Source organism: Oceanicella sp. SM1341 (genome assembly GCF_003448965.1).
Taxonomy (GTDB): Bacteria; Pseudomonadota; Alphaproteobacteria; order Rhodobacterales; family Rhodobacteraceae; genus Paroceanicella.
Window position 1 is genome coordinate 364,774 of sequence record NZ_QRGC01000001.1, and the last position, 25,120, is coordinate 389,893.

General features: G+C 69.1%; 20 protein-coding genes. 3 read left to right on the top strand and 17 right to left on the bottom strand.

Features of this window, described 5'->3' with window-relative positions; genetic code table 11:
• Positions 1–69 precede the first annotated feature (69 nt).
• A complete protein-coding gene (locus D3P35_RS01630) occupies positions 70–903 on the bottom strand; it encodes a class I SAM-dependent methyltransferase (RefSeq protein ID WP_157981999.1) in 834 nt (277 codons plus the stop codon).
• A gap of 66 nt (positions 904–969) precedes the next feature.
• Between D3P35_RS01630 and D3P35_RS01635 the strand changes: the two genes are divergently transcribed.
• Together D3P35_RS01635 and D3P35_RS01640 are read left to right on the top strand one after the other, a co-directional pair.
• Positions 970–1,626 (top strand): pyrimidine 5'-nucleotidase, encoded by a 657-nt coding sequence (locus D3P35_RS01635; RefSeq protein ID WP_118132701.1) that lies wholly within the window; start codon positions 970–972, stop codon positions 1,624–1,626.
• 14 nt (positions 1,627–1,640) lie between these two features.
• A complete protein-coding gene (locus D3P35_RS01640) occupies positions 1,641–2,846 on the top strand; it encodes a UbiH/UbiF family hydroxylase (RefSeq protein WP_118132702.1) in 1,206 nt (401 codons plus the stop codon).
• A 256-nt stretch (positions 2,847–3,102) separates the two neighbouring features.
• On the opposite strand, the gene D3P35_RS01645 is transcribed toward D3P35_RS01640, so the two are convergent.
• The 3 genes from D3P35_RS01645 to D3P35_RS01655 form a co-directional block, all read right to left on the bottom strand.
• Positions 3,103–6,771, bottom strand: a complete 3,669-nt coding sequence (locus tag D3P35_RS01645; protein WP_118132703.1) for a vitamin B12-dependent ribonucleotide reductase — start codon at positions 6,769–6,771, stop codon at positions 3,103–3,105.
• 338 nt (positions 6,772–7,109) lie between these two features.
• Positions 7,110–8,093: an aldose epimerase family protein gene (locus D3P35_RS01650; RefSeq protein ID WP_118132704.1), complete on the bottom strand. Its 984-nt coding sequence runs from the start codon at positions 8,091–8,093 to the stop codon at positions 7,110–7,112.
• Entirely contained in the window at positions 8,090–9,097 is a 1,008-nt protein-coding gene (locus tag D3P35_RS01655; protein ID WP_118132705.1) for an Ldh family oxidoreductase, read from the bottom strand. Before D3P35_RS01655 ends, D3P35_RS01650 begins: the two co-directional genes overlap by 4 nt.
• A 342-nt stretch (positions 9,098–9,439) precedes the next feature.
• Between D3P35_RS01655 and D3P35_RS01660 the strand changes: the two genes are divergently transcribed.
• The gene (locus tag D3P35_RS01660) at positions 9,440–10,627 is read left to right on the top strand and encodes a cytochrome P450 (protein ID WP_118132706.1); all 1,188 of its coding nucleotides are present in this window, start codon (positions 9,440–9,442) and stop codon (positions 10,625–10,627) included.
• A 3-nt stretch (positions 10,628–10,630) separates the two neighbouring features.
• On the opposite strand, the gene D3P35_RS01665 is transcribed toward D3P35_RS01660, so the two are convergent.
• From D3P35_RS01665 to nuoF, 13 genes are all read right to left on the bottom strand, one after another.
• Entirely contained in the window at positions 10,631–12,310 is a 1,680-nt protein-coding gene (locus D3P35_RS01665; protein ID WP_118132707.1) for a ribonuclease J, read from the bottom strand.
• Positions 12,307–13,089, bottom strand: coding sequence for a type III pantothenate kinase (locus D3P35_RS01670; RefSeq protein WP_118132708.1), 783 nt, complete (start codon positions 13,087–13,089; stop codon positions 12,307–12,309). Before D3P35_RS01670 ends, D3P35_RS01665 begins: the two co-directional genes overlap by 4 nt.
• Before the next feature lie 11 nt (positions 13,090–13,100).
• Positions 13,101–13,811 carry a biotin--[acetyl-CoA-carboxylase] ligase gene (locus tag D3P35_RS01675; protein ID WP_118132709.1) on the bottom strand — a complete coding sequence of 237 codons (711 nt, stop codon included), beginning with the start codon at positions 13,809–13,811 and terminating at the stop codon, positions 13,101–13,103.
• Positions 13,812–13,845: 34 nt separating this feature from the next.
• Positions 13,846–15,294, bottom strand: a complete 1,449-nt coding sequence (gene nuoN / locus D3P35_RS01680) for an NADH-quinone oxidoreductase subunit NuoN (RefSeq protein ID WP_118132710.1) — start codon at positions 15,292–15,294, stop codon at positions 13,846–13,848.
• Positions 15,295–15,310: 16 nt separating this feature from the next.
• Positions 15,311–16,852 carry an NADH-quinone oxidoreductase subunit M gene (locus tag D3P35_RS01685; protein ID WP_118132711.1) on the bottom strand — a complete coding sequence of 514 codons (1,542 nt, stop codon included), beginning with the start codon at positions 16,850–16,852 and terminating at the stop codon, positions 15,311–15,313.
• Positions 16,852–18,831 (bottom strand): NADH-quinone oxidoreductase subunit L, encoded by a 1,980-nt coding sequence (nuoL, locus tag D3P35_RS01690; RefSeq protein WP_118132712.1) that lies wholly within the window; start codon positions 18,829–18,831, stop codon positions 16,852–16,854. Before nuoL ends, D3P35_RS01685 begins: the two co-directional genes overlap by 1 nt.
• A gap of 7 nt (positions 18,832–18,838) precedes the next feature.
• A complete protein-coding gene (gene nuoK, locus D3P35_RS01695) occupies positions 18,839–19,144 on the bottom strand; it encodes an NADH-quinone oxidoreductase subunit NuoK (RefSeq protein ID WP_118132713.1) in 306 nt (101 codons plus the stop codon).
• Positions 19,145–19,148: 4 nt separating this feature from the next.
• A complete protein-coding gene (locus D3P35_RS01700) occupies positions 19,149–19,766 on the bottom strand; it encodes an NADH-quinone oxidoreductase subunit J (RefSeq protein ID WP_118132714.1) in 618 nt (205 codons plus the stop codon).
• 19 nt (positions 19,767–19,785) lie between these two features.
• Complete coding sequence (locus tag D3P35_RS01705; RefSeq protein WP_118132715.1) at positions 19,786–20,175, bottom strand: DUF4259 domain-containing protein; 390 nt, start codon at positions 20,173–20,175, stop codon at positions 19,786–19,788.
• Between the two features lie 7 nt (positions 20,176–20,182).
• Positions 20,183–20,674: an NADH-quinone oxidoreductase subunit NuoI gene (nuoI, locus tag D3P35_RS01710; protein ID WP_118132716.1), complete on the bottom strand. Its 492-nt coding sequence runs from the start codon at positions 20,672–20,674 to the stop codon at positions 20,183–20,185.
• Between the two features lie 10 nt (positions 20,675–20,684).
• A complete protein-coding gene (gene nuoH / locus D3P35_RS01715) occupies positions 20,685–21,713 on the bottom strand; it encodes an NADH-quinone oxidoreductase subunit NuoH (protein WP_118132717.1) in 1,029 nt (342 codons plus the stop codon).
• A gap of 3 nt (positions 21,714–21,716) precedes the next feature.
• Entirely contained in the window at positions 21,717–23,735 is a 2,019-nt protein-coding gene (gene nuoG, locus D3P35_RS01720) for an NADH-quinone oxidoreductase subunit NuoG (RefSeq protein WP_118132718.1), read from the bottom strand.
• Between the two features lie 87 nt (positions 23,736–23,822).
• Positions 23,823–25,118: an NADH-quinone oxidoreductase subunit NuoF gene (gene nuoF / locus D3P35_RS01725; RefSeq protein WP_118132719.1), complete on the bottom strand. Its 1,296-nt coding sequence runs from the start codon at positions 25,116–25,118 to the stop codon at positions 23,823–23,825.
• Between the last annotated feature and the right edge of the window lie 2 nt (positions 25,119–25,120).

Here is a 25,120-nt window from a genome sequence, read left to right on the forward strand (position 1 = left end):
TCTGTATTCATTCTGTATACAGGTTACGGAGGATCCCCATCCGGTCAAGCATGCCGTGGTCGTAGGCGCTCAGGCCCGGGCGGTCACCACCCAGACCGCGGCGGGCAGCGCCACCACCCCGTCCTGCACCAGCGGCGCGAAACGGTCGGCCAGCGCCGCTTCCACGGCGAGCCGCTCGCTGTCCGAGCTCTCGCGCAGGCGCCGGGCCAGCGGGCCGATGCGGCGCAGGAAGGCGAGCGCGCGCTCCACCGGCGTGCCCTCGCCGAGCGAGAGCCGCGCCGTGGTGTCGACCGGGGTGAGGGCCACCTCGCTCCAGCCGGCCCCTTCCAGCAGCCCGGTCACGTAACCCGGCTCGGCCCAGCCGAAGGGGCCCGGCGCGCCGGGGGCGGCGGGGGCGGCCTCCTCCGGGCCGAGCACGGCGTTCGCCACCTGCACCGGCAGGCGCGCCCAGGCGTTTTCCGCGCCCGCGCGCCAGCACACCACGGTGAGCCGCCCGCCCGGCGCCATGCCGCCGTGCAGCGCCGCCCAGGCCGCCTCCGGGTCGTCGAAGAACATCGCGCCGAAGCGCGAGAACAGCCCGTCGAACACCTGCTCAAACCGCGCCACGGCCGCATCCGCCTCGACGAAGCGCAGCGACAGCCCGGGCTCCCGCGCCGCCGCGGCACCGGCCACGGCGAGCAGGTCGGGCGAGATGTCGACCCCTGTCACCTCCGCCCCGGCGCGCGCAAGCGCGAGGCTCGAGCGCCCTGCCCCGCAGCCGAGGTCGAGCACCCGCTCGCCCGGCCGGGCCGCGAAGGCCTCCAGCGCCGCTGCCCCGGGCTCCGCCAGCATGCCTTCCAGCGCCTCGGCCTGTGTCGCCCATTCCTGGCCCACCCGGCCGCGCCATTCCTCGCCCGTCGCCATGCGACACCTCCGCTCCTGCTTCCGGGCACGATTTACCTTTGCCCGCACCGGGGCTAAGCCTTGCACATGAGACACACGGATTTCCATCGCGTCGACGCCTGGGTCTTCGACCTCGACAACACGCTCTACCCGCCCTCGGTGCGGCTCTTCGACCAGATCGAGAAGCTGATGACCACTTACGTGATGCGCGAGATCGGCCTGAGCCGCGAGGAGGCCGACCTGATGCGCGACACCTGGTGGCGCAACCACGGCACCACGCTCGCCGGGCTGATGGAGGACCACGGCATCGACCCCGTGCCCTATCTCGCCGAGGTGCACGAGATCGACCTCTCCGCCATCCGCCCCGACACGGCGCTGACCGAGGCCATCGCCGCCCTGCCCGGCCGCCGCATCGTCTACACCAACGGCTCGCGCCACCACGCCGAGCGGGTGACCGGGGCGCTCGGCCTCACCGGCCTGTTCGACGGGCTCTACGGCATCGAGGACGCGGATTTCCGCCCCAAGCCCGAGCGCGTGGCCTTCGAGCGCGTCTTCGCCGCCGCCGGCATCGACCCCGCCCGGGGTGCGATGTTCGAGGACGACCCGCGCAACCTCGCCGCCCCGGCAGCGCTCGGCATGCGCACCGTGCTGGTGGGCGCCCCGCATGACGCGGACTATATCGACTTCCACACCGACAGCCTCGCCGGTTTTCTCGCCGCCCTGCCCAGCGGCGCCGCGGCCTGACCAGGGAACACGCCATGGAGCGCATCGAGACCGATATCCTCGTCGTCGGCGGCGGCATCGCCGGGCTGACGGCCACCTGTGCCTTCGCCTCCGCCGGCCTCAGCGCGCTCTGCGTCGACCCCGCAGCGGCGGTGACCGATGGCGCCGCCCCCGGTGCCGACCTGCGCTCCACCGCCTTCCTGCAGCCGGCCCGCGCCACGCTCGAGGCGGCCGGGCTCTGGGCGCGCCTCGCCCCCCATGCCGCCCCCTTGCGCATCATGCGGCTGGTGGATGCCGGCGGCCCCTCGCCCGTCGAGCGCACGCGGGCGGATTTCGACGCCGCAGAGCTCGGCGAGGAGCCCTTCGGCTGGAACTTCCCCAACTGGCTGCTGCGCCGCGAGATGCAGGCCCATCTCGAGGCCCTGCCCGGCGCAAGCCTCGCGCGCACCGGCTTCGCGCGCATCACGCCGCGGCTCGATCATGCCCTCGTGCGCCTCACCGATGGCCGCATGGTGCGCGCCCGGCTGGTCATCGCCGCCGACGGGCGTGACAGCGCGGTGCGCGAGGCGCTCGGCATCCCGGTGCGCCGGCACAGCTACGGCCAGAAGGCGCTGGTCTTCGCCGTGTCCCACACCGAGCCGCATGACGATGTCTCCATCGAGGTGCACCGCACCGGCGGCCCCTTCACCCTGGTGCCGCTGCCCGGCGCCGAGGGCCGCCACCGCTCCGCCGTGGTGTGGATGGAGGAAGGCCCCGAGGCCGTGCGCCTGCAGGCCCTGCCGCGCGAGGCGCTCGAGGCCGAGATCGACCGGCGCTCCTGCGGCGTGCTCGGCAGGCTCACGCTCGAGAGCGGCACCGCCCTCTGGCCGATCATCTCCCAGCTCGCCCGGCGCATGAACGGTCCGCGCACCGCGCTGGTGGCCGAGGCCGCGCATGTGGTGCCGCCCATCGGCGCGCAGGGGCTGAACCTGTCGCTCAAGGACATCCAGTGCCTCGTCGACCTCGCCACCGCCGCCCGCGCGGCCGGCGAGGACATCGGCGCCCCCGCCCTGCTCGCGCGCTACCACGCCGCCCGCTGGCCCGATTGCGCCGCCCGCCTTGCCGGGATCGACGCGCTGAACCGCGCCGCGCGCTTCACCGCCCCCGGGCTGCGCGACCTGCGCCGCTCCGGCCTCGCACTGCTGCACGGCACCCCGCCGCTGCGCCGCCTCGCGATGCGCGCCGGCCTCGGCATGCGCTGAAGCCGAGCGCCGCGCCGCCGCGGGGGACGGGCGGCGCAGCCACGGGCCGAAGGGGGCTCAATGCCCCCGAGGCACGTCGCACTCGCCCGGCAGGGCTTCCCTGACACCTTGCGGAAGACGAAAAAGGGGAGCGGTGAAATCCGCTCCCCAGGTCGTGGTCGTCAGGTTCTGACCTCTTGCTGCTCGATGGGTCGCCTGCCGCCTGTATTGCCTGTGTGCCGGGGGCCCGGGCGGGGGCGCCGCGGCGTCATCTCGCTCAGCTGCAGCCGCTCGTGGCGCCGCAGGTGTTGCACTTCATGCAGGTGCCGTTGCGCACCAGGGTGAAGTTGCCGCATTCGCCGCAGCTGTCGCCCTCGTAGCCCTGCATCCGGGCCTGGGCGCGGCGGTCCATCACCGCGAGCCCGGCATCGGCCACCACCTGGCCCACCGCCTCGGACACGCCCAGCGTCTCCACCGCATGCGCCTTGCCAAAGCCGCCCTGCAGCACCACCAGCTCCTGCGGCAGCCGCTTGCGCAGGTAGCCGGTCGAGGAGACCTGCTTGATCATCTCGATGGCCGAGGTCTGCACCTCCTCGCTCACCGGGCGGATGTTGTCACCCGCCGGCATCGCGGCCGGCTTGCCCTCGTCGTTGCCGCCCCCGAGCTCGTCGAAGCTCGCCCCCGCGGGCTGCACATGCGCGAGGTCCGTGCGGTCGAGGTAGGAGATCGCGAGCTCGCGGAAGATGTAGTCGAGGATCGAGGTGGCGTTCTTGATCGAGTCGTTGCCCTGCACCATGCCGGCAGGCTCGAAGCGGGTGAAGGTGAAGGCCTCCACGAACTCCTCCAGCGGCACGCCGTACTGCAGCCCCACCGACACCGCGATGGCGAAGTTGTTCATCATCGCCCGGAAGCCGGCCCCTTCCTTGTGCATGTCGATGAAGATCTCGCCGAGCGAGCCGTCCTTGTACTCGCCGGTGCGCAGGTACACCTTGTGGCCGCCCACGATGGCCTTCTGCGTGTAGCCCTTGCGCCGCTCGGGCAGCTTCTCGCGGTGCGAGCGCACGATCTCCTTCACGATCACCTTCTCGACGATCTTCTCCGCCAGCACCGCCGCGCGCTCGCGCACCGGGGCGGTGGCCAGCACCTCCTCCAGCTCCTCGTCATCCTCGATGAGCTGGGCGGCCAGCGGCTGGCTCAGCTTCGAGCCGTCGCGGTAGAGCGCGTTCGCCTTCACGCCCAGCGACCAGGACAGCTCGTAGGCCGAGAGGCAATCCTCGATGGTCGCGTCATTGGGCATGTTGATGGTCTTGGAGATGGCGCCCGAGATGAAGCTCTGCGCCGCCGCCATCATGGTGATGTGGCTGTCGACCGAGAGGAAGCGCCGGCCGGTCTTGCCGCAGGGGTTGGCGCAGTCGAACACGCCGAGGTGCTCGTCGCGCAGGCCCGGCGCGCCCTCGAGGGTCATGGTGCCGCAGACGTAATCGTTGGCCGCGTCCACGTCGGCGCGGGTGAAGCCGAGCTTCTTCAGCAGATCGAACGCGGGGTTGGCGAGATCGGCCGCGGTGCAGCCCAGCACGTCGCGGCAGAACTCGGCGCCCAGGGTCCACTGGTTGAACACGAAGCGGATGTCGAAGGCCGAGGCCAGCGCGCCTTCCACCGCGTCGATCTGCGCCGGACCGAAGCCGCGGGCCCGCAGCGCGTCGAGGCTGATGCCCGGCGCGCCGCTGAGCGTGCCATGCCCCACCGCGTAGGCGATGATCGCTTCCACCTGCCCCGCGTCGTAGCCCAGCACTTCGAGTGCCGCCGGAACGGACTGGTTGATGATCTTGAAATACCCGCCGCCGGCGAGCTTCTTGAACTTCACCAGCGCGAAATCGGGCTCGATGCCGGTGGTGTCGCAGTCCATCACCAGGCCGATGGTGCCGGTGGGGGCGATCACGGTGGTCTGGGCGTTGCGGTAGCCATGCGCCTCGCCGAGGGTCAGCGCGCGGTCCCAGGCGGCGCGGGCGCGGGTCACCAGCTCCTGGTCGGGGCAGCTCACCTCGTCGAGCGGCACGGGCGGCGTGTTCAGCCCCTCGTAGCCCTCCGCCTCGCTCCAGGCGGCGCGGCGGTGGTTGCGGATGACGCGCAGCATGTTCGCGGCGTTCGGTGCGTGGCCCGGGAAGGCGCCCAGCTCCGAGGCCATCTCGGCCGAGGTGGCATAGGCGGTGCCGGTCATGATCGCGGTGAGGGCGGCGCAGAGCGCGCGGCCGCCGTCGCTGTCATAGCCCAGCCCCATGTTCATCAGCAGCCCGCCGATGTTGGCGTAGCCGAGCCCGAGGGTGCGGAACCTGTAGCTCAGCTCCGCGATCTCCTTCGACGGGAACTGCGCCATCAGCACCGAGACCTCGAGCGTCACGGTCCAGAGCCGCGAGGCGTGCTCGTAGGCGTCGGCGTCGAACACGCCCTCGCGCAGGAAGGTGAGCAGGTTCATCGAGGCGAGGTTGCAGGCCGTGTCGTCGAGGAACATGTATTCCGAGCACGGGTTCGAGCCGCGGATCGGCCCGTCCGCCGGGCAGGTGTGCCAGTCGTTGATCGTGTCGTGGAACTGCACGCCGGGGTCGGCGCAGGCCCAGGCGGCGTGGCCGATCTGCTCCCACAGCTCGCGCGCCTTCACCGTTTTCGCCACCGTGCCGTCGGTGCGGCGGATCAGCTCCCAGTCCGCATCGTCGCGCACCGCGTCGAGGAAGGCGTCGGTCACGCGCACCGAGTTGTTCGAATTCTGGCCCGAGACGGTGAGATAGGCTTCCGAATCCCAGTCCGTATCATAGGTGGGGAACTCGATGGAGGCATAGCCCTGCCGGGCATACTGCAGCACCCGGTTCACGTAGGTCTCGGGGATCTTCACCTTTTTCGCCGAGCGGATGGCGGCCTTCAGCCCCGGGTTCGCCTTGGGGTCGAAAGCGTCCTCCTCCGCGCCGTCCCAGGCGCGGATGGCGGCGAAGATCTCGTTGAGCTTCTCCTCATGCAGCTTGGAGCCGGCGACGAGGCTGGCCACCTTCTGCTCCTCCTTCACCTTCCAGGTGATGAACTGCTCGATGTCCGGGTGATCCATGTCGCAGATCACCATCTTGGCTGCACGCCGCGTGGTGCCGCCGGACTTGATCGCCCCGGCCGCGCGGTCACCGATCTTGAGGAAGGACATCAGCCCGGAGGACTTGCCGCCGCCGCCCAGCCGCTCGTTCTCGCCCCGCACGGTGGAGAAGTTGGTGCCGGTGCCCGAGCCGTACTTGAACAGCCGCGCCTCGCGGACCCAGAGGTCCATGATGCCGCCCTCGTTCACCAGGTCGTCGCGCACGGACTGGATGAAGCAGGCATGCGGCTGCGGGTGCTCGTAGGCCGAGGTGGAGGCGGTGAGCTTGCCGGTCTTGTGGTCGACGTAGAAGTGCCCCTGCCCGGGGCCGTCGATGCCGTAGGCCCAGTGCAGGCCGGTGTTGAACCATTGCGGCGAGTTCGGCGCGCCCATCTGGGCGGCGAGCATGAAGCGCATCTCGTCGAAATAGGCGCGGGCGTCTTCCTCGGCGGAGAAATAACCGCCCTTCCAGCCCCAGTAGGCCCAGGCGCCGGCCAGCCGGTCGAACACCTGCCGGGCCGAGGTCTCGCCGCCGAAGCGCTCGTCCTCGGGCAGCTTCGCCAGCGCCGCCTCGTCGGGCACCGAGCGCCACAGGAACTCCGGCACGCCCTTCTCGCGCACCTTCTTCAGGCGCGCCGGCACGCCGGCCTTGCGGAAATACTTCTGGGCGAGCACGTCGGAGGCCACCTGGCTCCAGTCCGCCGGCACCTCGATGCCCTTGAGCTGGAACACCACCGAGCCGTCAGGATTACGGATTTCCGACACCGCCTCGCGGAAGGCGATCGCCTCGTAGGCCGGGGCTTCGGAGCTGGTAAACCTGCGCTCGATCTTCATGACACCTGTTCCGTTTCTAAAGACAGTTCCATCCTGGCCCCGCGGCCGCCGCCGCGAGGGGTGTCCGGGCACACACCCGGGACAGCGTTTTGTATGAGGCAGGCCGGAGTGACCCGCGTTGTTGGTGTGGCCCCCAGATCTGGGGGTCCAGCTCCGTCAGGCACACAAACTGCGGGTGGTGCCCCGAGTCGGTCAATGCCAAAAATCGACATATCCACAACTGAATGTGGTTGACCTGAGGGGCGCCACTAGGGGTGGGGATAACTTCGCCGAGGCTGAAACCACGGGTTGCGCAGGGCCGCCAGCACACGCCGCGCGGCGGCGGCGGCCCCGCAAAATCAGGCGATATCGACCTCGAGCACCTGGGTGTAGGGCCGGTCCGGGCTGTGGAGAATCGAGGGGAATCCGGGCTGGTTCACGCTGTCGGGGAAGTGCTGCGCCTCCATGCACAGGCCCGCGAAGGCGCCGTAGCGCCGGCCATCGAGCCCCGGCACCGGCACGTCGAGACGCGGCGCGGTGAAGAGCTGTATGCCCGGCTGGTCGGTCCAGAGCCGCAGGTGGCGCTCGCCGGCGCGCAGTTCGGCGGCGGGGGCCGACGTGTCGCGCCCCGGGCGGAGCACGAAGTTGTGGTCATGGCCGGCGGCCTCGGGGTCGGCGTCCTCGATGCGGCGGGGCTGGCGGAAGTCGAAGCGCGAGCCGGCCACGGGCGCGATCTCGCCCGTGGGGATCAGCGTGTCGTCCACCGGGGTGTAGCTCTCCGCGTCCAGCATCAGCTCGTGCCGGCGCACATTGGCCTCGCCGAGCGAGTAATACGCGTGCTGTGCGAGGTTGATCGGGGTCTCGCGGTCGGGCACGGCGCGCATGCGGTAGGTGAGCTTCGTGCCGGAAAGGCTTACGATCACTTCGAAATCCACCGCACCGGGATAGCCGTCCTCGCCATCGGGCGAATGGTAGGCGAAGCGCAGGGCGCGGGCCGCGCTGTCGGCCTCCATGTCCCAGATGCGCCGGCCGAGGCCGGTGAGGCCGCCGTGCAGGTGGTTCGGCCCGTTGTTGATGGCGAGCTGGTAGTCCTGCCCGCCGAGGCTGAAGCGGCCGCGCGCGATGCGGTTCGCCACCCGGCCGGCAATGATGCCGAAGGAGGCGCCGTACTGCCGGTGGTCGGCGATCGAATCGAAGCCGAGCACCATGGGGGCGCCGTTCAGCCGCCAGTCGCGCAGCACGCAGCCGTAGTCGAGCATGGAGATGCGGGTGGGCCCGTCCTCCACCACCCCCTCGCGCACCGTGCGGCCCTCGAAACGGTCGAATTCGTGCAGCTCGGTCATGTTCCGGCAATCTCCCTGATCTTGTCCAGCAACGTGCGCGGCAGGCTCAGCCCCTCGCGCGCGGCGCGGGCCCGCGCCTCCAGCCGGCGGCTGCCCGGCAGGCGGGCGCCCTCCGCAGCCTCGATGCTCGCCACCAGCGCCTGCATCCGCGAGGCGAAGGCTCCGCCCGACAGTGCCTGCGCGTCGATGGCGATCAGCACCTGGCCGAGGTCGGGCGGCGCGCCCTCGCCATCAAAGAGCGAACTCGCCTCGGTGGCAAGGGCCGCCCCGGTGAGGCAGGCGGCCATCACCTCGACCATCATGGCGAGCGCCGCCCCCTTCGCGCCGCCCATCGGGGCGACCGAGCCGGCGAGGGCCGCCACGGGGTCGGTCGTCGGGTTGCCGTCCGCGTCGATGGCCCAGCCCTCGGGGATGGTGGTGCCGCTCTCGCGCGCGGCGAGGATCTTGCCGCGCGCCACCTGCGAGGTGGCGAGGTCGATCACCAGCGGGGCGGCGCCCTCCACCGGCGCGGCGAAGGCGATGGGATTGGTGCCGAACACCGGGGTTTTCGCCCCCCAGGGCGCCATGGCCTTGGGCGCGTTGCCATAGATGAAGCCCACGCAACCGGCCTCGGCAAGCTGCTCGCACGCCAGCCCCGCCACGCCGAAATGGTGCGAATGCACCAGGGCGGCGCAGGCGATGCCCTGCGTTTCGGCGCGGCGCGCCAGCTCCGGCAGGGCAAGCTCGAGCGCCGGGTAGGCAAAGCCGTGGCGGGCGTCCACCCGGAAGGCGCCGGGCCGGATGTCCTCCAGCACCGGGGTGGCGGCACCGTCGACCTTTCCGCTGCGGCTCTGCGCCGTGTAGGAGGGAATGCGCGACAGCCCGTGCCCGGTCTGCCCGTCGGCCTCGGCGCGCACGAGGGCGCGCGCCACCGGGGCGGCATTGTGCGGCTCGGTGCGCGAGGCGATGAGGGCGGCGTTCGCCAGGGCTTCGGCCTCGGCGAGGGAAAGGGTGACGTCGGACATTTCGGGCGCTCCGCAGGCTGGGTCTGCCCCAGCCTTTAGCGCCGGCACAGCCGGGCTGCGAGCCAATTCCGCCGCCCGCTCCGAACATTCCGCACACCCGCGCCCGCGCGAACGGATATTGCTCCGCTGCCCCCCGGGCCCCGGCAATGATGCACTCGCCCCGACGAGCTCATTTCCCCTGCAGGCCCGGCACGCGCCACGCCTGCTCCGGCCAGACAACCGGTCTAACGCAAACAACACGAGCAGCCTCGCGCAACCGGGTTAGCGAATGGTTAACAGGGGCGGGATAGACGGGCCCGATCCGCTGAATTATCACTGCGCCCACCAGCACCGGGAGGCCAGATGACACCGTTCCGCCAGTCGCCGCGCGATCCAGCCTTCGTCCAGTCACCCTGGGCGGCCTACGACCGCGCCCGCGCCGCCGGGCCGCTGGTGTTCTGGGAGGAGTACGGCCACGCGGTGAGCGCGCGGCACGACACGGTCTCCGCCCTGCTGCGCGACCGGCGCTTCGGCCGCGAGGCCCCGCCGGGCCTGCTGCCGCCGCCGCCCGAACACCTCGCGCCCTTCTACGCGGTGGAGGCGCATTCGATGCTCGAGCGCGAGCCGCCGGTGCACACGAGGCTGCGCGGGCTGGTGACACGGGCCTTCGTCTCGCGCCGGGTGGCGGCGATGGCGCCGGAGATCGCCGCGCTCTCCGCCCGGCTGATCGACGCCTTCGACGGCCCGCAGATCGACCTGCTGCCCGCCTGGGCCGAGCGCATCCCGGTGATCGTGATCGCCCGGCTGCTCGGCGTGCCGGAGGAGATGGCCGACCGGCTGCTCGCCTGGTCGCACGACATGGTGGCGATGTACCAGGCCCGGCGCGACCGCGCGGTGGAGGACGCCGCCGCCCGCGCCGCCACGGAGTTCGCCGACTACATCCGCGCCCATGTGGCCGACCGCCGCCGCCGCCCGGCCGACGACCTCATCACCCATCTCATCGCGGCTGAGGAGAACGGCGACCGGCTGAGCACCGACGAGCTGGTGACCACCTGCATCCTGCTGCTCAACGCCGGGCACGAGGCCACGGTGCACGCGCTCGGCAACGGGGTGAAGGCGGTGCTGGAGAGCGGCCGGCCCGCGGCCGGTTTCTTCGCCACCGAGGCGGAGACGGCCGCCACGGTGGAAGAGATCCTGCGCCACGATCCGCCGCTGCACATGTTCACCCGCTACGCGCTGGAACCGGTGGAGGTGGCGGGCCACCGCTTCGAGACCGGCGAGGTGGTGGGCCTGCTGCTGGGCGCGGCGAACCACGACCCCGCCTTCCGGCCCGAGCCGGGGCGCTTCGACCCCGGCCTCGGCGGCACGGGCCACGTGAGCTTCGGCGCCGGCCTGCATTTCTGCGTCGGCGCGCCGCTTGCGCGGCTGGAGATGCAGGTGGCCCTGCCCGACCTGTTCCGCCGCCTGCCGGGCCTCGCGCTGGCGCGCCCGCCGGTCTACGCGGACGCCTACCATTTCCGCCGGCTGGAGCGGCTGGAGGTGCGCGCCTGAGCCTCAGTCGGTCTCGACGCGCGAGACCAGCACCGTCACCACCGGCTTGCGGCCGGTGAGGCGGCGGCAGAGCTGCGAACAGGTGCTCGAGACCAGCGTCTCGATCGCCTCGTCGGAGCGCAGCTGCTTCGCGTTCGCCCGGTCGAAGGCGGCATCGATCGCGTCCTCCATCGCCCCGGCGAGGTCGCGGATCTCCTCGTCGAGGTCATTGGCCACGCCCTGGATGCGCACCACCGGATCGGCGGCGAGATCGCCCTCCTGGTCGACCACCACGCCGGCCACGATCAGCCCGCGCAGCGCGAGCTTCAGCCGGTCGCGCACCACGCCGTCGAAGGCGCCGATGAGCAGGCTGCCGTCGAGGTAGAGCCGCCCGGTGTCGGCGGAGCCGACGATCTCGGCCGGCCCGCCCGCGAGCCGGGCGATGGCACCGTTGGTCACCACAAGGCTCGGGATGCCGCTCTCGCGCGCGAGGCCGGCATGCTCGACCAGGTGGCGATGCTCGCCGTGCATCGGCACCAGCAGCTTCGGCTGCACCAGGCGGTGGAGCTGCTGCAGGTCCGGCCGGTTGGCATGGCCCGAGACATGGTAGAGCCCGCCGCTGTCATCGACCACCTGCGCGCCCTGCTCGGAGAAGCGGTTCACGATGCGGGCGACGGATTTCTCGTTGCCCGGGATGGTCTTGGAGGAGAACAGCACCATGTCGCCCGGCTCGGCCCGCACCCGGGGCGAGGAGCCGTTGGCGATCTGCGCCACGGCGGCGCGGCGCTCGCCCTGGCTGCCGGAGGCGAGCACCATCAGGTGCTCGGCCGGCGTGTCGAGCATGCGCTCCTCGGAGAGGATGTCGGGGAAATCCTTCAGCACCCCGGTCTCGCGCGCCGCGGTGAGCATGCGCTGCATGGCGCGGCCCTGCAGGGCGACGGAGCGGCCCGCGCCCTTTGCCGCCCGCGCCAGCGTGCGCAGCCGGGCGATGTTGGAGGCGAAGGTGGTGGCGATGACCAGCCCCTTCGCGCCCTTCACCAGCTCGGCGATGGGTTCGACGATCTCGGCCTCGGAGCGGCCGGGGTTGGGGCTGAACACGTTGGTGCTGTCGCAGACCAGCGCGTCGACGCCCTGGCGGCCGAGCGCCTCAAAGGCGGCGGGGTCGAAGGGCTCGCCCACCTGCGGGTCACGGTCGACCTTGAAGTCGCCGCTGTGCAGGATGCGGTGGCCGCCGGCCTCGATCACCAGCGCCGAGGCTTCCGGGATCGAGTGCGAGATCGGCATGAAGCCGACCCGGAACGGCCCGGCCTGGATCATCTCCGGCATCGCGGGGCAGACCTGGATGGCGGAGGTGTCGAGCCCCGCCTCGGCCATCTTGCCCTCGGCGATGCGCCCGGTGAAGCGGCGCGCGTAGATCGGGCACTCGAGCTCGGGCCAGAGCCGGCCGAGCGCGCCCACGTGATCCTCGTGCGCATGGGTGAGGAAGAGGCCGTGCAGCCGATCGGACTGCGCGGCGATGAACTCCGGGTCGGCCATGATGAGATCGACGCCCGGCGTCGTCTCCATGTCGCCGAAGGTGACGCCGCAGTCGACCATGATCCAGTGGCGGTCGCGCTCGGGGCCGACCCCGTAGAGATACATGTTCATGCCGATCTCGCCGGCCCCGCCGAGCGGGAGGAAGACCAGTTCCGCGGATTTGCTCATTCGTGGTTTCTGCCTCGGTTGGTTTCGTTGATGTGCACGAGCCCGTGAATGGTCAGATCCGTGTCGATGATGTCGAGCGCTTTAGTCCCCTGCGCGAAGAGTGTCGAGAGCCCGCCGGTGCCGATCACCTGCATGCGCCGGTCACGCTCCTCGGCGATGCGCTGGCAGATGCCCTCCACCAGGCCGACATAGCCCCAGAAGATGCCGGACTGCATGCAGGCCACCGTGTTCTGCCCCACCACCTGGGCGGGCTTGGTGACGTCGATATGCGGCAGCGCCGCGGCGGCCATGTGCAGCGCCTCGAGGCTGAGGTTGACGCCCGGGGCGATCACCCCGCCCTCGTAGGCGCCGTCCGCCCCCACCACGTCGAAGGTGGTGGCGGTGCCGAAGTCCACCACGATGAGGTCGCCGCCGTAAAGGCGGAATGCGCCCACGGTGTTCACCAGCCGGTCGGCGCCCACCTGGGTGCCGGGGTCGACCCGCACGTCGATGCCCAGCTCGCAATCGTCGCGCCCCACCACCAGGGCGCGGGTGTCGAAGTAGCGCTGCGAGAAGACCCGCAGGTTGAACAGCACCCGCGGCACCACGGAGGAGACCACCACGTCGGTGATCCCCTTCGGGTCGAGCCCGGTGTGCTTCATCAGCGCGTCGAGCCAGACGAAGTATTCGTCGGCCGTGCGCTGGGGCTGGGTGGCGCAGCGCCATTGCGCCACGAAGTCCTGCCCGTCATGCACGGCGAAAAGCGTGTTGGTGTTGCCAACGTCGATGGCGAGAAGCATCGGGCGCTCCTTCAGCTGAACTGGATGTCTGCGGCCGTGATCTCGTGCCGGGCGGTGCCCGTGTTTAGAACAAGCGCCCCCGCGGCGTCCACCGTCTCGAAAATGCCGGTGAGGCTGCGGTCGGCGAAGCGGGCGGTGACGGTCTCGCCCAGCCGGGCGGCAAAACCGAGCCATTCCGCGCGCAAGGGGGCAAACCCCTCCGAGAGGAACTGCGCCTCGCGCCGCGCGAAGCCCGCGGCGAGCGGTTCGAGCAGCGCCTCCGGCTCCACCCGGATGCCGGTGTCCGCCAGCGCGACCGGGCGCAGGGCGCCGGGCTCCAGCGCTTCGGCCGGGGGCGCGTGGCGCAGGTTCACCCCGATGCCGATGACCAGCGGCCCCTCGGTGCCCGAGCGTTCGAGCAGGATGCCGGCGAGCTTGGCGCCCGACATCAGCACGTCATTGGGCCACTTGAGGGAGAAGAGCGCGGGCCGGCCGGTGACCGCCTCCAGCGCCTCGCGCAGCGCCAGCGCCGCGGTGAACGAGCGCAGGGCTGCCTCGGCCGGGGTGCCGCGCGGGGTCATCAGCAGGCTGGCGGAAAGGTTTCCCTCCGGCGCGCTCCAGCCCCTGCCCCGACGGCCACGCCCGGCGACCTGCCGCCGGGCGCTGATCCAGAGCGGCCCGCGCTCCCCCGCCGAGGCCCGTCGCAGGGCCTCGGCATTGGTGCTGTCCACCTCGTCGAGCAACAGTCTCCGGACAGCTTCGGGCCAGACCGTCACCTCAGTTGAGCAGCGTGGCGGCCGCGGCGGAGGCGACCTGCTCCACCCCGAAGAGGTTGATCACCGGCAGCCAGCCGATGGCCATGGCCCCCGCGGAGACGCCGAGGAACACCGCGTGGCTGAACGGCATCGAGCCGGTGAGCCGCGTGTCCCCCGCCCCGAAATACATCAGGTAGACGATGCGCAGGTAGTAGTAGGAGCCGATCACCGAGGCGAGCGCGCCGAGCAGCGCCAGCCAGGCCAGCCCTGCGTCCACCGCCGCCACGAAGACGTAGAACTTCCCGAAGAAGCCCACCAGCGGCGGGATGCCGGCCAGCGAGAACAGCAGCAGCATCAGCGCCAGCGCGCGCGCCGGCTCGATGCTGGCATAGCCCGCGAGGCTGCGCAGGTCGGTCACCGGCACGCCGTCACGCTCCATGTTGAGGATGAAGGCGAACATGCCGACGTTGGTGGTGACGTAGATCGCAAGGTAGATGAGCAGCGATTCAGCGCCCGCCTGTGTGCCGGCCGCGAGCCCGACGAGGGCGTAGCCCATGTGCGAGATCGAGGAATAGGCCATCAGGCGCTTGATGTTGGTCTGCTTGATCGCCGCCACCGCGCCGAGGAACATCGACACCAGCGCGAGGAAGGCGAGGATCTGCTGCCAGTCGGCCACCGCGTCGCCGAAGGCGGCGAAGAGCACCCGGGCGAACATCGCCGCCGCCGCCACCTTGGGCGCGGTGGCGAAGAAGGCGGTCACCGGGGTGGGCGAGCCCTCGTAGACGTCCGGGGTCCACATGTGGAAGGGCGCCGCCGAGATCTTGAAGGCGAGGCCGCAGCACATGAACACGATGCCGAAGAGCAGGCCGAGGCCCAGCCCCTCCTCATCCACCACCGAGGCGATGGCGGTGAACTCGGTGGCGCCGGAATAGCCGTAGACCAGGCTCGCGCCGTAGAGCAGCAGGCCCGAGGAGAGCGCGCCGAGCACGAAGTACTTCAGGCCCGCCTCGGTGGAGCGAATGCTGTCGCGCCGCACGGCGGCGATGACGTAGAGTGCGAGCGAGGACAGCTCCAGCCCCATGTAGAGCGCGATGAGATCACCCGCGGAGACCATCATCATCATGCCCACGGTGGAGAGCGCCACCAGCACCGGGAACTCGAAGCGCAGCAGGTCGCGGCGGCGCAGGTAGTCGTTCGACATGCCCAGCACCGCGGCGCCGCCGAGCAGCAGCGTGACCTTCGAGAAGCGGGCGAAGCCGTCGTTCACGAAGGCGCCGTGGAAGGCGACCTGGGTACCCGGCGAGGAAAAGCCGATCCACAGCCCGACCAGCGCCATCACGGCGGCGGTGGCCCAGATCAGCAGGCCGGTCTCGCCGTCCTTGTCCCGGAACACGCCCCACATCAGGGCGGCGATGGCGAAGAGCGCCATCACCAGCTCCGGGAGGACGACCTGGATATCGTTGCCAATCATTGTCTCTCTCCGGGGCTCAGTTGCCGGCAAGCTGCGTCGCAGCGTCTGCCAGTGCGGTATCGTAGGAGTGCAGCAGCGCCGTCACCGAGGGGCCGAAGATGTCGATGACGAGGCTCGGATAGACGCCGAGCACGATGGTGGCGATGATCAGCGGCGCGAAGATCGCCTTCTCGCGGGTCGACATGTCGGTGATCTGGCTCAGGCTCTGCTTGATCAGGTCTCCGAACATCACCCGGCGGTAGAGCCACAGCGTGTAGCAGGCCGAGAGCACCACGCCGGTGGCCGCGCCGAAGGCCGCCCAGCTGTTGGCCTGGTAGGCGCCCAGCAGCGTGAGGAACTCGCCCACGAAGCCCGAGGTGCCCGGCAGGCCGGCATTGCCCAGCGTGAACAGCATGAAGGTGAGCGCGTAGACCGGCATGCGGATGACGAGACCGCCGTAGGCGTCGATGTCACGGGTGTGCATGCGGTCGTAGAGCACGCCGACGCACAGGAACAGGCCGCCGGAGATGAAGCCGTGGCTGAGCATCAGGAACAGCGAGCCGTCGACGCCCTGCTGGTTGCCCGCGAAGATGCCGAGGGTCACGAAGCCCATGTGCGCCACCGAGGAGTAGGCAATGAGCTTCTTCATGTCCTCCTGCACCATCGCCACCAGCGAGGCGTACACGATGGCGATGACCGAGAGCAGGAACACGAAGTCCTGCATCATGTCGGACGCCACGGGGAACATCGGCAGGCAGAAGCGCAGGAAGCCGTAGCCGCCCACCTTCAGCAGGATGGCGGCCAGCACCACCGAGCCCGCCGTGGGCGCCTGCACGTGGGCATCCGCGAGCCAGGTGTGCACCGGGAACATCGGCATCTTTACCGCGAAGCTCACGAAGAAGCCCCACCACATCAGCAGCTGCACGCCGCCCACGATGTGCCAGCCCCAGAGGTCGATCGGCTCATGCGAGAAATCGTGCTGCAGCAGCAGGCGGATGTCGGTGGTGCCGGCGTCCGCGTACATCGCCGCGATGGCGATGAGCATCAGCACCGAGCCGAACAGCGTGTAGAGGAAGTACTTGAAGGAGGCGTAGACCTTCTCCTTGCCGCCCCAGATGCCGATGATCAGGAACATCGGGATGAGGCTGGCCTCGAAGAACAGGTAGAACAGCACCACGTCGAGCGCGCAGAACACGCCGACCATGAGCGCCTCGAGCACGAGGAAGGCGATCATGTATTCCTTCACCCGGTTCTCGACATGCCAGGAGCAGGCGATGACCATGGGCATCAGGAAGGTGGTGAGCATCACCAGCAGCACCGAGATGCCGTCGACGCCCATCTGGTATTTCAGCGGCCCGAGCCAGGCCGCCTCCTCGACGAACTGGAAGCCGGTGTCGGCGCTGTCGAAGCCGAAGAGCAGCGCCAGCGACAGCACGAAGGTGGCGAGCGTGGTGAGCAGTGCGAGCCATTTCGCGTTGCGCACCGCCATCTCGTCATTCCCCCGCAGCAGCAGCAGCAGCACCGCCGCCCCGATCAGCGGGAGGAATGTGATGATGGAGAGAATGGGAAGACTGCCCATCAGTGCGCTCCTCCGGAAACGGCAAACCAGGTGATGATGAGGATCAGGCCGACGATCATCGCGAAGGCGTAGTGGAAGACGTAGCCCGACTGGGCGCGGCCCGCGAGCCGGCTGAGCATGGGCAGGAAGATCATCGCGAAGCCGTTGATGCCCCCGTCGATGGTCGAGCGGTCACCCGCGTTCCACAGGAAGCGGCCGAGCCAGCGGAAGGGCCGCACGAAGATGTAGGCGTAGAGCTCGTCGAAGTACCACTTGTTGAGCAGGAACTGGTAGATGGCCGGGTGCGCCTTCGCCAGCTTGCCCGGCAGCTCCGGGGTGCGGATGTAGAAGGCCCAGGCGGTGACGAGCCCGATCAGCATGGCAAGGAACGGCATCAGCTTCACCCAGACAGGCACGTCGTGGCTGTGGTGCAGCACCTCGTTCTCCGCGCCCTGGAAGATCGCCTCGCCCCAGAATTCCTCCCAGTGGTGGCCGATGAAGCCGCCATACCAGATCATGCCGGCCAGCACGGCGCCCACGGAGAGCACCAGCAGGGGCACCAGCATCACCTTCGGGCTCTCATGCGCGTGCTCGAAGGTGTGATGGTCGCCGCGCGGCTTGCCGAAGAAGGTCATGAAGATCAGCCGCCAGGAGTAGAAGCTGGTGAACAGCGCCGCGATCACCAGCAGCACGAAGGCGAACTCGCCGGTGGCGCTGTGGGCCGCGAAGGTGCTCTCGATGATCGCGTCCTTCGAGACGAAGCCCGCGAAGCCGAACGGCACGCCGAAGGAGATCAGCGGGATGCCCACGCCGGTGATGGCGAGCGTGCCGAGGATCATGCACCAGAACGTGACGGGGATCTTCTTGCGCAGGCCGCCATAGGCCCTCATGTCCTGTTCATGGTGCATCGCATGGATCACCGAACCGGCGCAGAGGAACAGCAGCGCCTTGAAGAAGGCATGGGTGAAGAGGTGGAACATCGCCGCCTGGTAGACCCCGACGCCGGCCGCGGCGAACATGTAGCCGAGTTGCGAACAGGTGGAATAGGCGATGACGCGCTTGATGTCGTTCTGCACCAGGCCCACCGTGGCGGCGAAGAAGGCGGTGAGCCCGCCGATCACGGTGATGAAGCCGGTGGCGATCGGCGCGAACTCGTAGAGCGGCGACATGCGGCACACGAGGAACACGCCGGCCGTGACCATGGTCGCGGCGTGGATGAGGGCGGAGACCGGGGTCGGGCCCTCCATCGCGTCGGGCAGCCAGGTGTGCAGCAGCAGCTGCGCCGACTTGCCCATCGCGCCGATGAACAGCAGGAAGCCGATGATCTCGGCCGCCGAGACGTCCCAGCTCAGGAAGGTGATGCTCTGCTGCGCCAGTTCCGGCGCCTGGTCGAAGATCACGTCGAACTGGATGGAATCGGTGACGAAGAACAGCGCCAGCATGCCGAGCAGGAACCCGAAGTCGCCCACGCGGTTGATGATGAAGGCCTTCATCGCCGCCGCGCCGGCCGAGGGCTTGCGGTAGTAGAAGCCGATCAGCAGGTAGGAGGCCACGCCCACGCCTTCCCAGCCGAAGAACATCTGGGCCAGGTTGTCCGCCGTCACCAGCATCAGCATGGCGAAGGTGAAGAAGGAGAGATAGGCGAAGAAGCGCGGCTTGTAGCTCTCGCCCTCCTTCCACTGCGGGTCATGGTCCATGTAGCCCATGGAATAGAGGTGCACGAGGGCGGAGACCGTGGTCACCACCACCAGCATCACCGTGGTGAGCCGGTCGACGCGCACCGCCCAGTCGGCCGAGAAGGACCCGGTCTCGATCCAGCGGAAGATCGTGTGCGCCTCTGCATGCTCGGGCGTGGTGAAGAAGGCTATCCAGCTCAGGAGCGCGCAGAGAAAGAGCAGCCCCGTGGTGACATACATCGCCACCTTCTCGCCGGTGATGCGCCAGCCGAACCCGGCGATCAGCGCGCCGAGCAGCGGTGCGAACAGGATGATTTCGACCATAAGACCTTCAGCCCTTCATCATGTTGACGTCTTCGACCGCGATCGTTCCGCGGTTGCGGAAGAAGCAGACGAGGATCGCGAGACCGATCGCCGCCTCGGCCGCCGCGACCGTGAGCACGAAGAGCGTGAAGACCTGGCCCACCAGATCGCCCAGATGGGAAGAGAAGGCCACGAGGTTGATGTTCACCGACAGCAGCATCAGCTCGAGCGACATCAGGATGACGATGATGTTCTTCCGGTTGAGGAAGATGCCGAAGATGCCGATCACGAAGAGGATCGATGCGACGGTGAGATAATGTTCCAGACCGATCATGAGCTCAGATCCCCTGCCCTGGCTTGACGTCCATCAGCTCCACCGCGGCCTTGGGGTCGCGGTACATCTGCTCGAGGACGTTCTGGCGTTTCACGTCCACCCGGTGGCGCAGCGTCAGCACGATGGCGCCGATCATCGCCGTCAGCAGGATGAGGCCCGCTGCCTGGAAGAGGTAGACGTAGCGTGTGTAGATGAGCTGGCCGAGGGCGGCGGTGTTGCTCACGTCCTCCGGCGCCGGCGCCACGGCGGCGCGCAGCGTGGGGGCGGCGTCGGCGAAGGCCCAGCCGCTGGAGATGCCCACCACCATGCCCAGCTCGAGCAGCAGGATGATGCCCATCAGCCCGGCGAGCGGCAGGTAATGCACCATGCCCGATTTCAGCTCGGCGAAGTCGACGTCGAGCATCATCACCACGAAGAGGAAGAGCACCGCCACCGCGCCCACGTAGACGATGAGCATCAGCATGGCGACGAACTCCGCCCCCATCAGCACGAAGAGCCCCGCCGAGGAGAAGAAGGTGAGGATCAGCCACAGCACAGAGTGAACCGGGTTGCGGGCCAGCACCGTCAGGAGGCCGCCAGCCACCGCGACGCAGGCGAAGAGGTAAAAGGCGAAGGTTATCATGTGTCTCTCCCCGATCCGGTCATTCGAGCCGGTCGCTCAGATCGGCGACGGCGGCCGCCCAGGCCGGGTCATCCGCTTCGTTCCAGAGCTCAGCGAGCTCACTGTTCTCTCCCAGGACCTCCTCCAGCGCGGTGATGGCGCTGTCCCGGACATCCGGGATCTCGCGCACCGCCTCCGCATGGGGCAGGATCCTCGCGATGATCTCCTCGTCGACCTCCGGCGAGGAACGCCCGAAGGCGGTCGCGACCGCCTCCGCCGCGGCAATGGCAGCAGCGCCCGCATCGGCCTCGACCTGGCCGTCGCCGATGTCGAGCGCGGATGTCACCGCGCCCTCCGGGTCGGCCTCGAACTCCGAAAGCCAGTCCATCGCGTCGTCGTTGCCGAAGGCGTCGGGTGCCCAGCTGCCCATGCCGTCCTCACCTGTAGGGCGCGTCGAGTTCGATGTTGCGGGCGATCTCCGCCTCCCACCGCTCGCCGTTCGCCAGCAGCTTGTCCTTGTTGTAGAACAGCTCCTCGCGGGTTTCGGTGGAGAACTCGAAGTTCGGCCCCTCCACGATCGCATCCACCGGGCAGGCTTCCTGGCAGAAGCCGCAGTAGATGCACTTGGTCATGTCGATGTCGTAGCGCGTGGTGCGGCGCGAGCCGTCCTCGCGCGGTTCCGCCTCGATGGTGATGGCCTGCGCGGGGCAGATCGCCTCACACAGCTTGCAGGCGATGCAGCGCTCCTCCCCGTTCGGGTAGCGGCGCAGCGCATGCTCGCCGCGGAAACGGGGCGAGAGCGGCCCCTTCTCGTGCGGATAGTTGAGCGTCGCCTTCGGCTTGAAGAAGTATTTCATGCCGAGCCTGAACCCGCCGATGAAATCGGCCAGCAGGAAGTATCGGATGGCTCGGTTCCACTGGATACCCATTATCGGCTCCTTACCACCGGGCATAGCCCGGGACTCCGTATTGTGCGAATGCGGCCACGATCACGACCCAGCCCAGCGACATCGGCAGGAACACTTTCCAGCCCAGGCGCATCAACTGGTCGTAGCGGTACCGCGGGACGATGGCCTTCACCATCGCGAAGAGGAAGAAGAAGAACAGGATCTTGAGGATGAACCACAGGATACCGTCCGGCAGGCCCGGGATGGGCGACAGCCAGCCGCCGAAGAACAGCAGCGAGATGAGCGCGCACATCAGCACGATGGCCATGTACTCGCCGACCATGAACAGCAGGTACGGCGTGGAGGAATATTCCACCTGGTAGCCGGCCACGAGCTCCGACTCCGCTTCCGGAAGGTCGAAGGGCGGGCGGTTGGTCTCGGCCAGGGCGGAGACGAAGAACAGCACCACCATCGGCAGGTGCGGCAGCCAGTACCAGGAGAAGAACCCGTAGCTGCCGGACTGCGCCATCACGATGTCGGCGAGGTTGAGCGAGCCGGTGGAGATCAGCACGCCGACGATGATCAGGCCGATCGAGACCTCGTAGGAGATCATCTGCGCCGCCGAGCGCAAGCCGCCCAGGAAGGGATATTTCGAGTTCGACGCCCAGCCGCCCATGATCACGCCGTAGACCTCGAGCGAGGAGATGGCGAAGATGTAGAGGATGCCCACGTTCACGTTGGCGATGACCCAGACCGAGTCCTCGCCCGCGTTGAACGGCACCGCCGCCCAGGCGATGGTGGCGAGCACGAAGCTCATCATCGGCGCGAGGAAGAACACCGTCTTGTCGGCGCCGCCGGGCACCACGATTTCCTTCAGCGCGAACTTGATGAAATCCGCGAAGGACTGCAGCAGGCCGAACGGGCCCACCACGTTCACCGAGCGGCGCAGCTGCACCGCGCCCCAGACCTTGCGGTCGAGCACCAGCAGGAAGGCCAGCGACACGAGAAGCAGCACCGTCACCAGCAGGCACTGCCCGAGGATGATGAGGAAGATCCCGAAATTGGTGTCGAAGAAGTCCATCTCTTACTCCGCGGCCACGGGCAGCACGCGGGACGCCGCCAGTTTGGAAAGCTCGGCCATGACCGACGAGGCCCGGGCGATCGGATTGGTGAGGTAATGGTCGCGGATCGGGTTGATGAAATCCCCCTCCGCGAAGCTGCCCGCGCTCAGCGCCACCGGCTCGTTCACCGGCACGCTGTCGATGGCGGCGAGATGCGGATGGGCCGCGAAGAGGGCCGCGCGCAGCTGGGTGATGCTGTCGAAGGGCAGCTTCGCACCCATCTCGCCCGAAAGCGCACGCAGGATGGCCCAGTTCTCCTTCGCCTCGCCCGGAGGGAAGCCGGCGCGATGCGCCATCTGCGGCCGGCCCTCGGTGTTCACGAAGATGCCGGTCTCCTCGGTGTAGGCGGCGCCGGGCAGGATGATGTCGGCCCGGTGCGCGCCACGGTCGCCGTGGCTGCCCTGGTAGATCACCGTCGCCCCGGCGGGGATCTCGATTTCGTCGGCGCCGAGGTTGTAGATCACCTCCGCCCCCTCGAGCGCGGCGGAGATACCGCCCTCGGTGGCAAAGCCCACGTCCATCGCGCCCACGCGGCTCGCCGCGGTGTGCAGGATGAGCAGGCCCGAGCCGGTGTCGGCGCAGATCTGCTGCGCCGCGGCCAGAACCGCCTCGCCGTCGGAGCCCGAGAGCGCGCCCTGCCCCACGATCACCACGGAGGATTTCTCCTTCGCCGCGTCGCTGGCACCGCGCTCCAGCACCTTGGAGAGCGCGGCGCGGTCCGCGCCGATGTGCTCGTAATCATAGGTGAGGTCGACCGCCTCGCCCACCATCGCCACTGCGGCGCCGTTGAGCCAGGCCTTGCGGATGCGGGCGTTGAGCACCGGCGCCTCGGCGCGCGGGTTGGTGCCGATGAGCAGCACCAGCTCAGCGCTGTCGATGTCCTCGATCTTCGCGGTGCCGGCATAGGCGGCGCGGTTGCCGATCGGCAGGCGTGCGCCGTCGGTGCGGCACTCGACCGTGCCGCCGAGCCCGCCCACCAGCTGGCCGAGGGCATAGATCGCCTCCACCGGCGCGAGGTCACCGGCGAGCGCGGCGAGCTTGCCCCCCTTCATCGCCAGGGCGGCGGCGGCCAGCGCCTCGCCCCAGGTGGCGGCGCGCAGCTTGCCGTTCTCGCGGATATAGGGCCGGTCGAGCCGCTGGCGGCGCAGGCCGTCCCAGATGAAGCGGGTCTTGTCGGAGATCCACTCCTCGTTCACGCCGTCATGGTTGCGCGGCACGATCCGCATCACCTCGCGACCGCGGGTGTCGACCCGGATGTTGGAGCCGAGCGCGTCCATCACGTCGATGCTCTCGGTCTTCCGGAGCTCCCAGGGCCGGGCGGTGAAGGCATAGGGCTTGGAGACCAGCGCGCCCACCGGGCAGAGGTCGATGATGTTGCCCTGCAGCTCCGAGCTCAGCGTCTGGTTGAGGTAGGAGGTGATCTCGCTGTCCTCGCCGCGGCCGGTCTGGCCCATCTCGGTGCTGCCGGCCACCTCGGTGGTGAAGCGCACGCAGCGGGTGCAGGAGATGCAGCGGGTCATGTGGGTCTCGACCAGCGGCCCGAGGTCGAGGTCGATGGCCGAGCGCTTCTCCTCGCGGAAGCGCGAGAAGTCGACGCCATAGGCCATCGCCTGGTCCTGCAGGTCGCATTCTCCGCCCTGGTCGCAGATCGGGCAGTCGAGCGGGTGGTTGATGAGCAGGAACTCCATCACCCCCTCGCGGGCCTTCTTGACCATGGGAGACTTGGTCTTGATCACCGGCGGCGCGCCTTCCGGCCCGGGCCGCAGGTCGCGCACCTGCATGGCACAGGAGGCGGCGGGCTTCGGCGGACCGCCGACCACTTCCACCAGGCACATGCGGCAGTTGCCGGCGATGGAGAGACGCTCGTGGTAGCAGAAGCGCGGGATCTCGACGCCCGCCTGCTCGCAGGCCTGCAGGAGGGTGAGCGCCGGATCGACCTCCACCTCCATGTCGTCGATGATGATTTTTCGCAGATCGCTCATGCCACTGCCTCCTTCCGGGCGCCGTTTTGCGCCGGAGCCTTGTTCTCGCGCCTTGCCATGCGCCTGTCCTTCACACCGGCCATGCGATCACTCCGCCGCCACGGCGGAGACGCGGCCGGTGCGCTTCGCCTTGATACGGTCCTCGATCTCGTTGCGGTAATGCCGGATCAGGCCCTGGATCGGCCAGGCCGCGGCATCGCCGAGGGCGCAGATCGTGTGGCCCTCCACCTGCTTGGTGACGTCGAGGAGCATGTCGATCTCCTCCGGCTCGGCATCGCCGGTGACCAGACGGTCCATCACGCGCATCATCCAGCCCGTGCCCTCGCGGCAGGGCGTGCACTGGCCGCAGCTCTCGTGCTTGAAGAATTTCGACAACCGCCACACCGCCTTGATGACATCGGTGTTCTGGTCCATCACGATCATGCAGGCGGTGCCGAAGGAGCTCTTGAGCTCGCGCATGCCGTCGTAATCCATGATCGCGGTGTCGCAGAGATCGGCCGGCAGGATCGGGCAGGACGCGCCGCCGGGGATGATCGCCTTGAGGTTCTTCCAGCCGCCGCGCACGCCGCCGCCATGCTTCTCGATGAGTTCCTTCATCGAGATCGACATGCTCTCCTCCACCACGCAGGGCGTGTTCACGTGGCCGGACATGCCGAAGAGCTTCACGCCGGCGTTGTTCGGCCGCCCGAAGGAGGAGAACCAGCCGGCGCCGCGGCGCAGGATGGTGGGGGCGACGGCGATCGACTCGACGTTGTTCACCGTGGTCGGGCAGCCGTAGAGGCCGGTGTTCGCCGGGAACGGCGGCTTCAGCCGCGGCATGCCCTTGCGGCCCTCGAGGCTCTCGAGCAGCGCGGTTTCCTCGCCGCAGATGTAGGCGCCGGCGCCGTGGTGGAGGTAGACGTCGAAATCGTAGCCCGAGCCGCAGGCGTTGCGCCCGATGAGGCCTGCGTCATAGGCCTCGTCGATGGCGGCCTGCAGGGCCTCGCGCTCGCGGATGAACTCGCCGCGGATGTAGATGTAGGCGGCCACCGCCCCCATGCCGAACCCGGCCACCAGGCAGCCCTCGACCAGCGTGTGCGGGTCGTGGCGCATGATCTCGCGGTCCTTGCAGGTCGCGGGCTCGGATTCGTCGGCGTTCACAACGAGGTAGGAGGGACGGCCGTCGCTCTCCTTGGGCATGAAGGACCACTTCATGCCGGTGGGGAAGCCCGCACCGCCGCGGCCGCGCAGGCCGGAGGTCTTGACCTCGTTCACGATCCAGTCGCGGCCCTTGGCGAGAAGGTCGGCCGTGCCGTCCCAGTGACCGCGCTTGCGGGCACCGGCGAGGCTACGGTCGTGCATCCCGTAGATGTTGGTGAAGATGCGATCCTGATCCGCAAGCATGA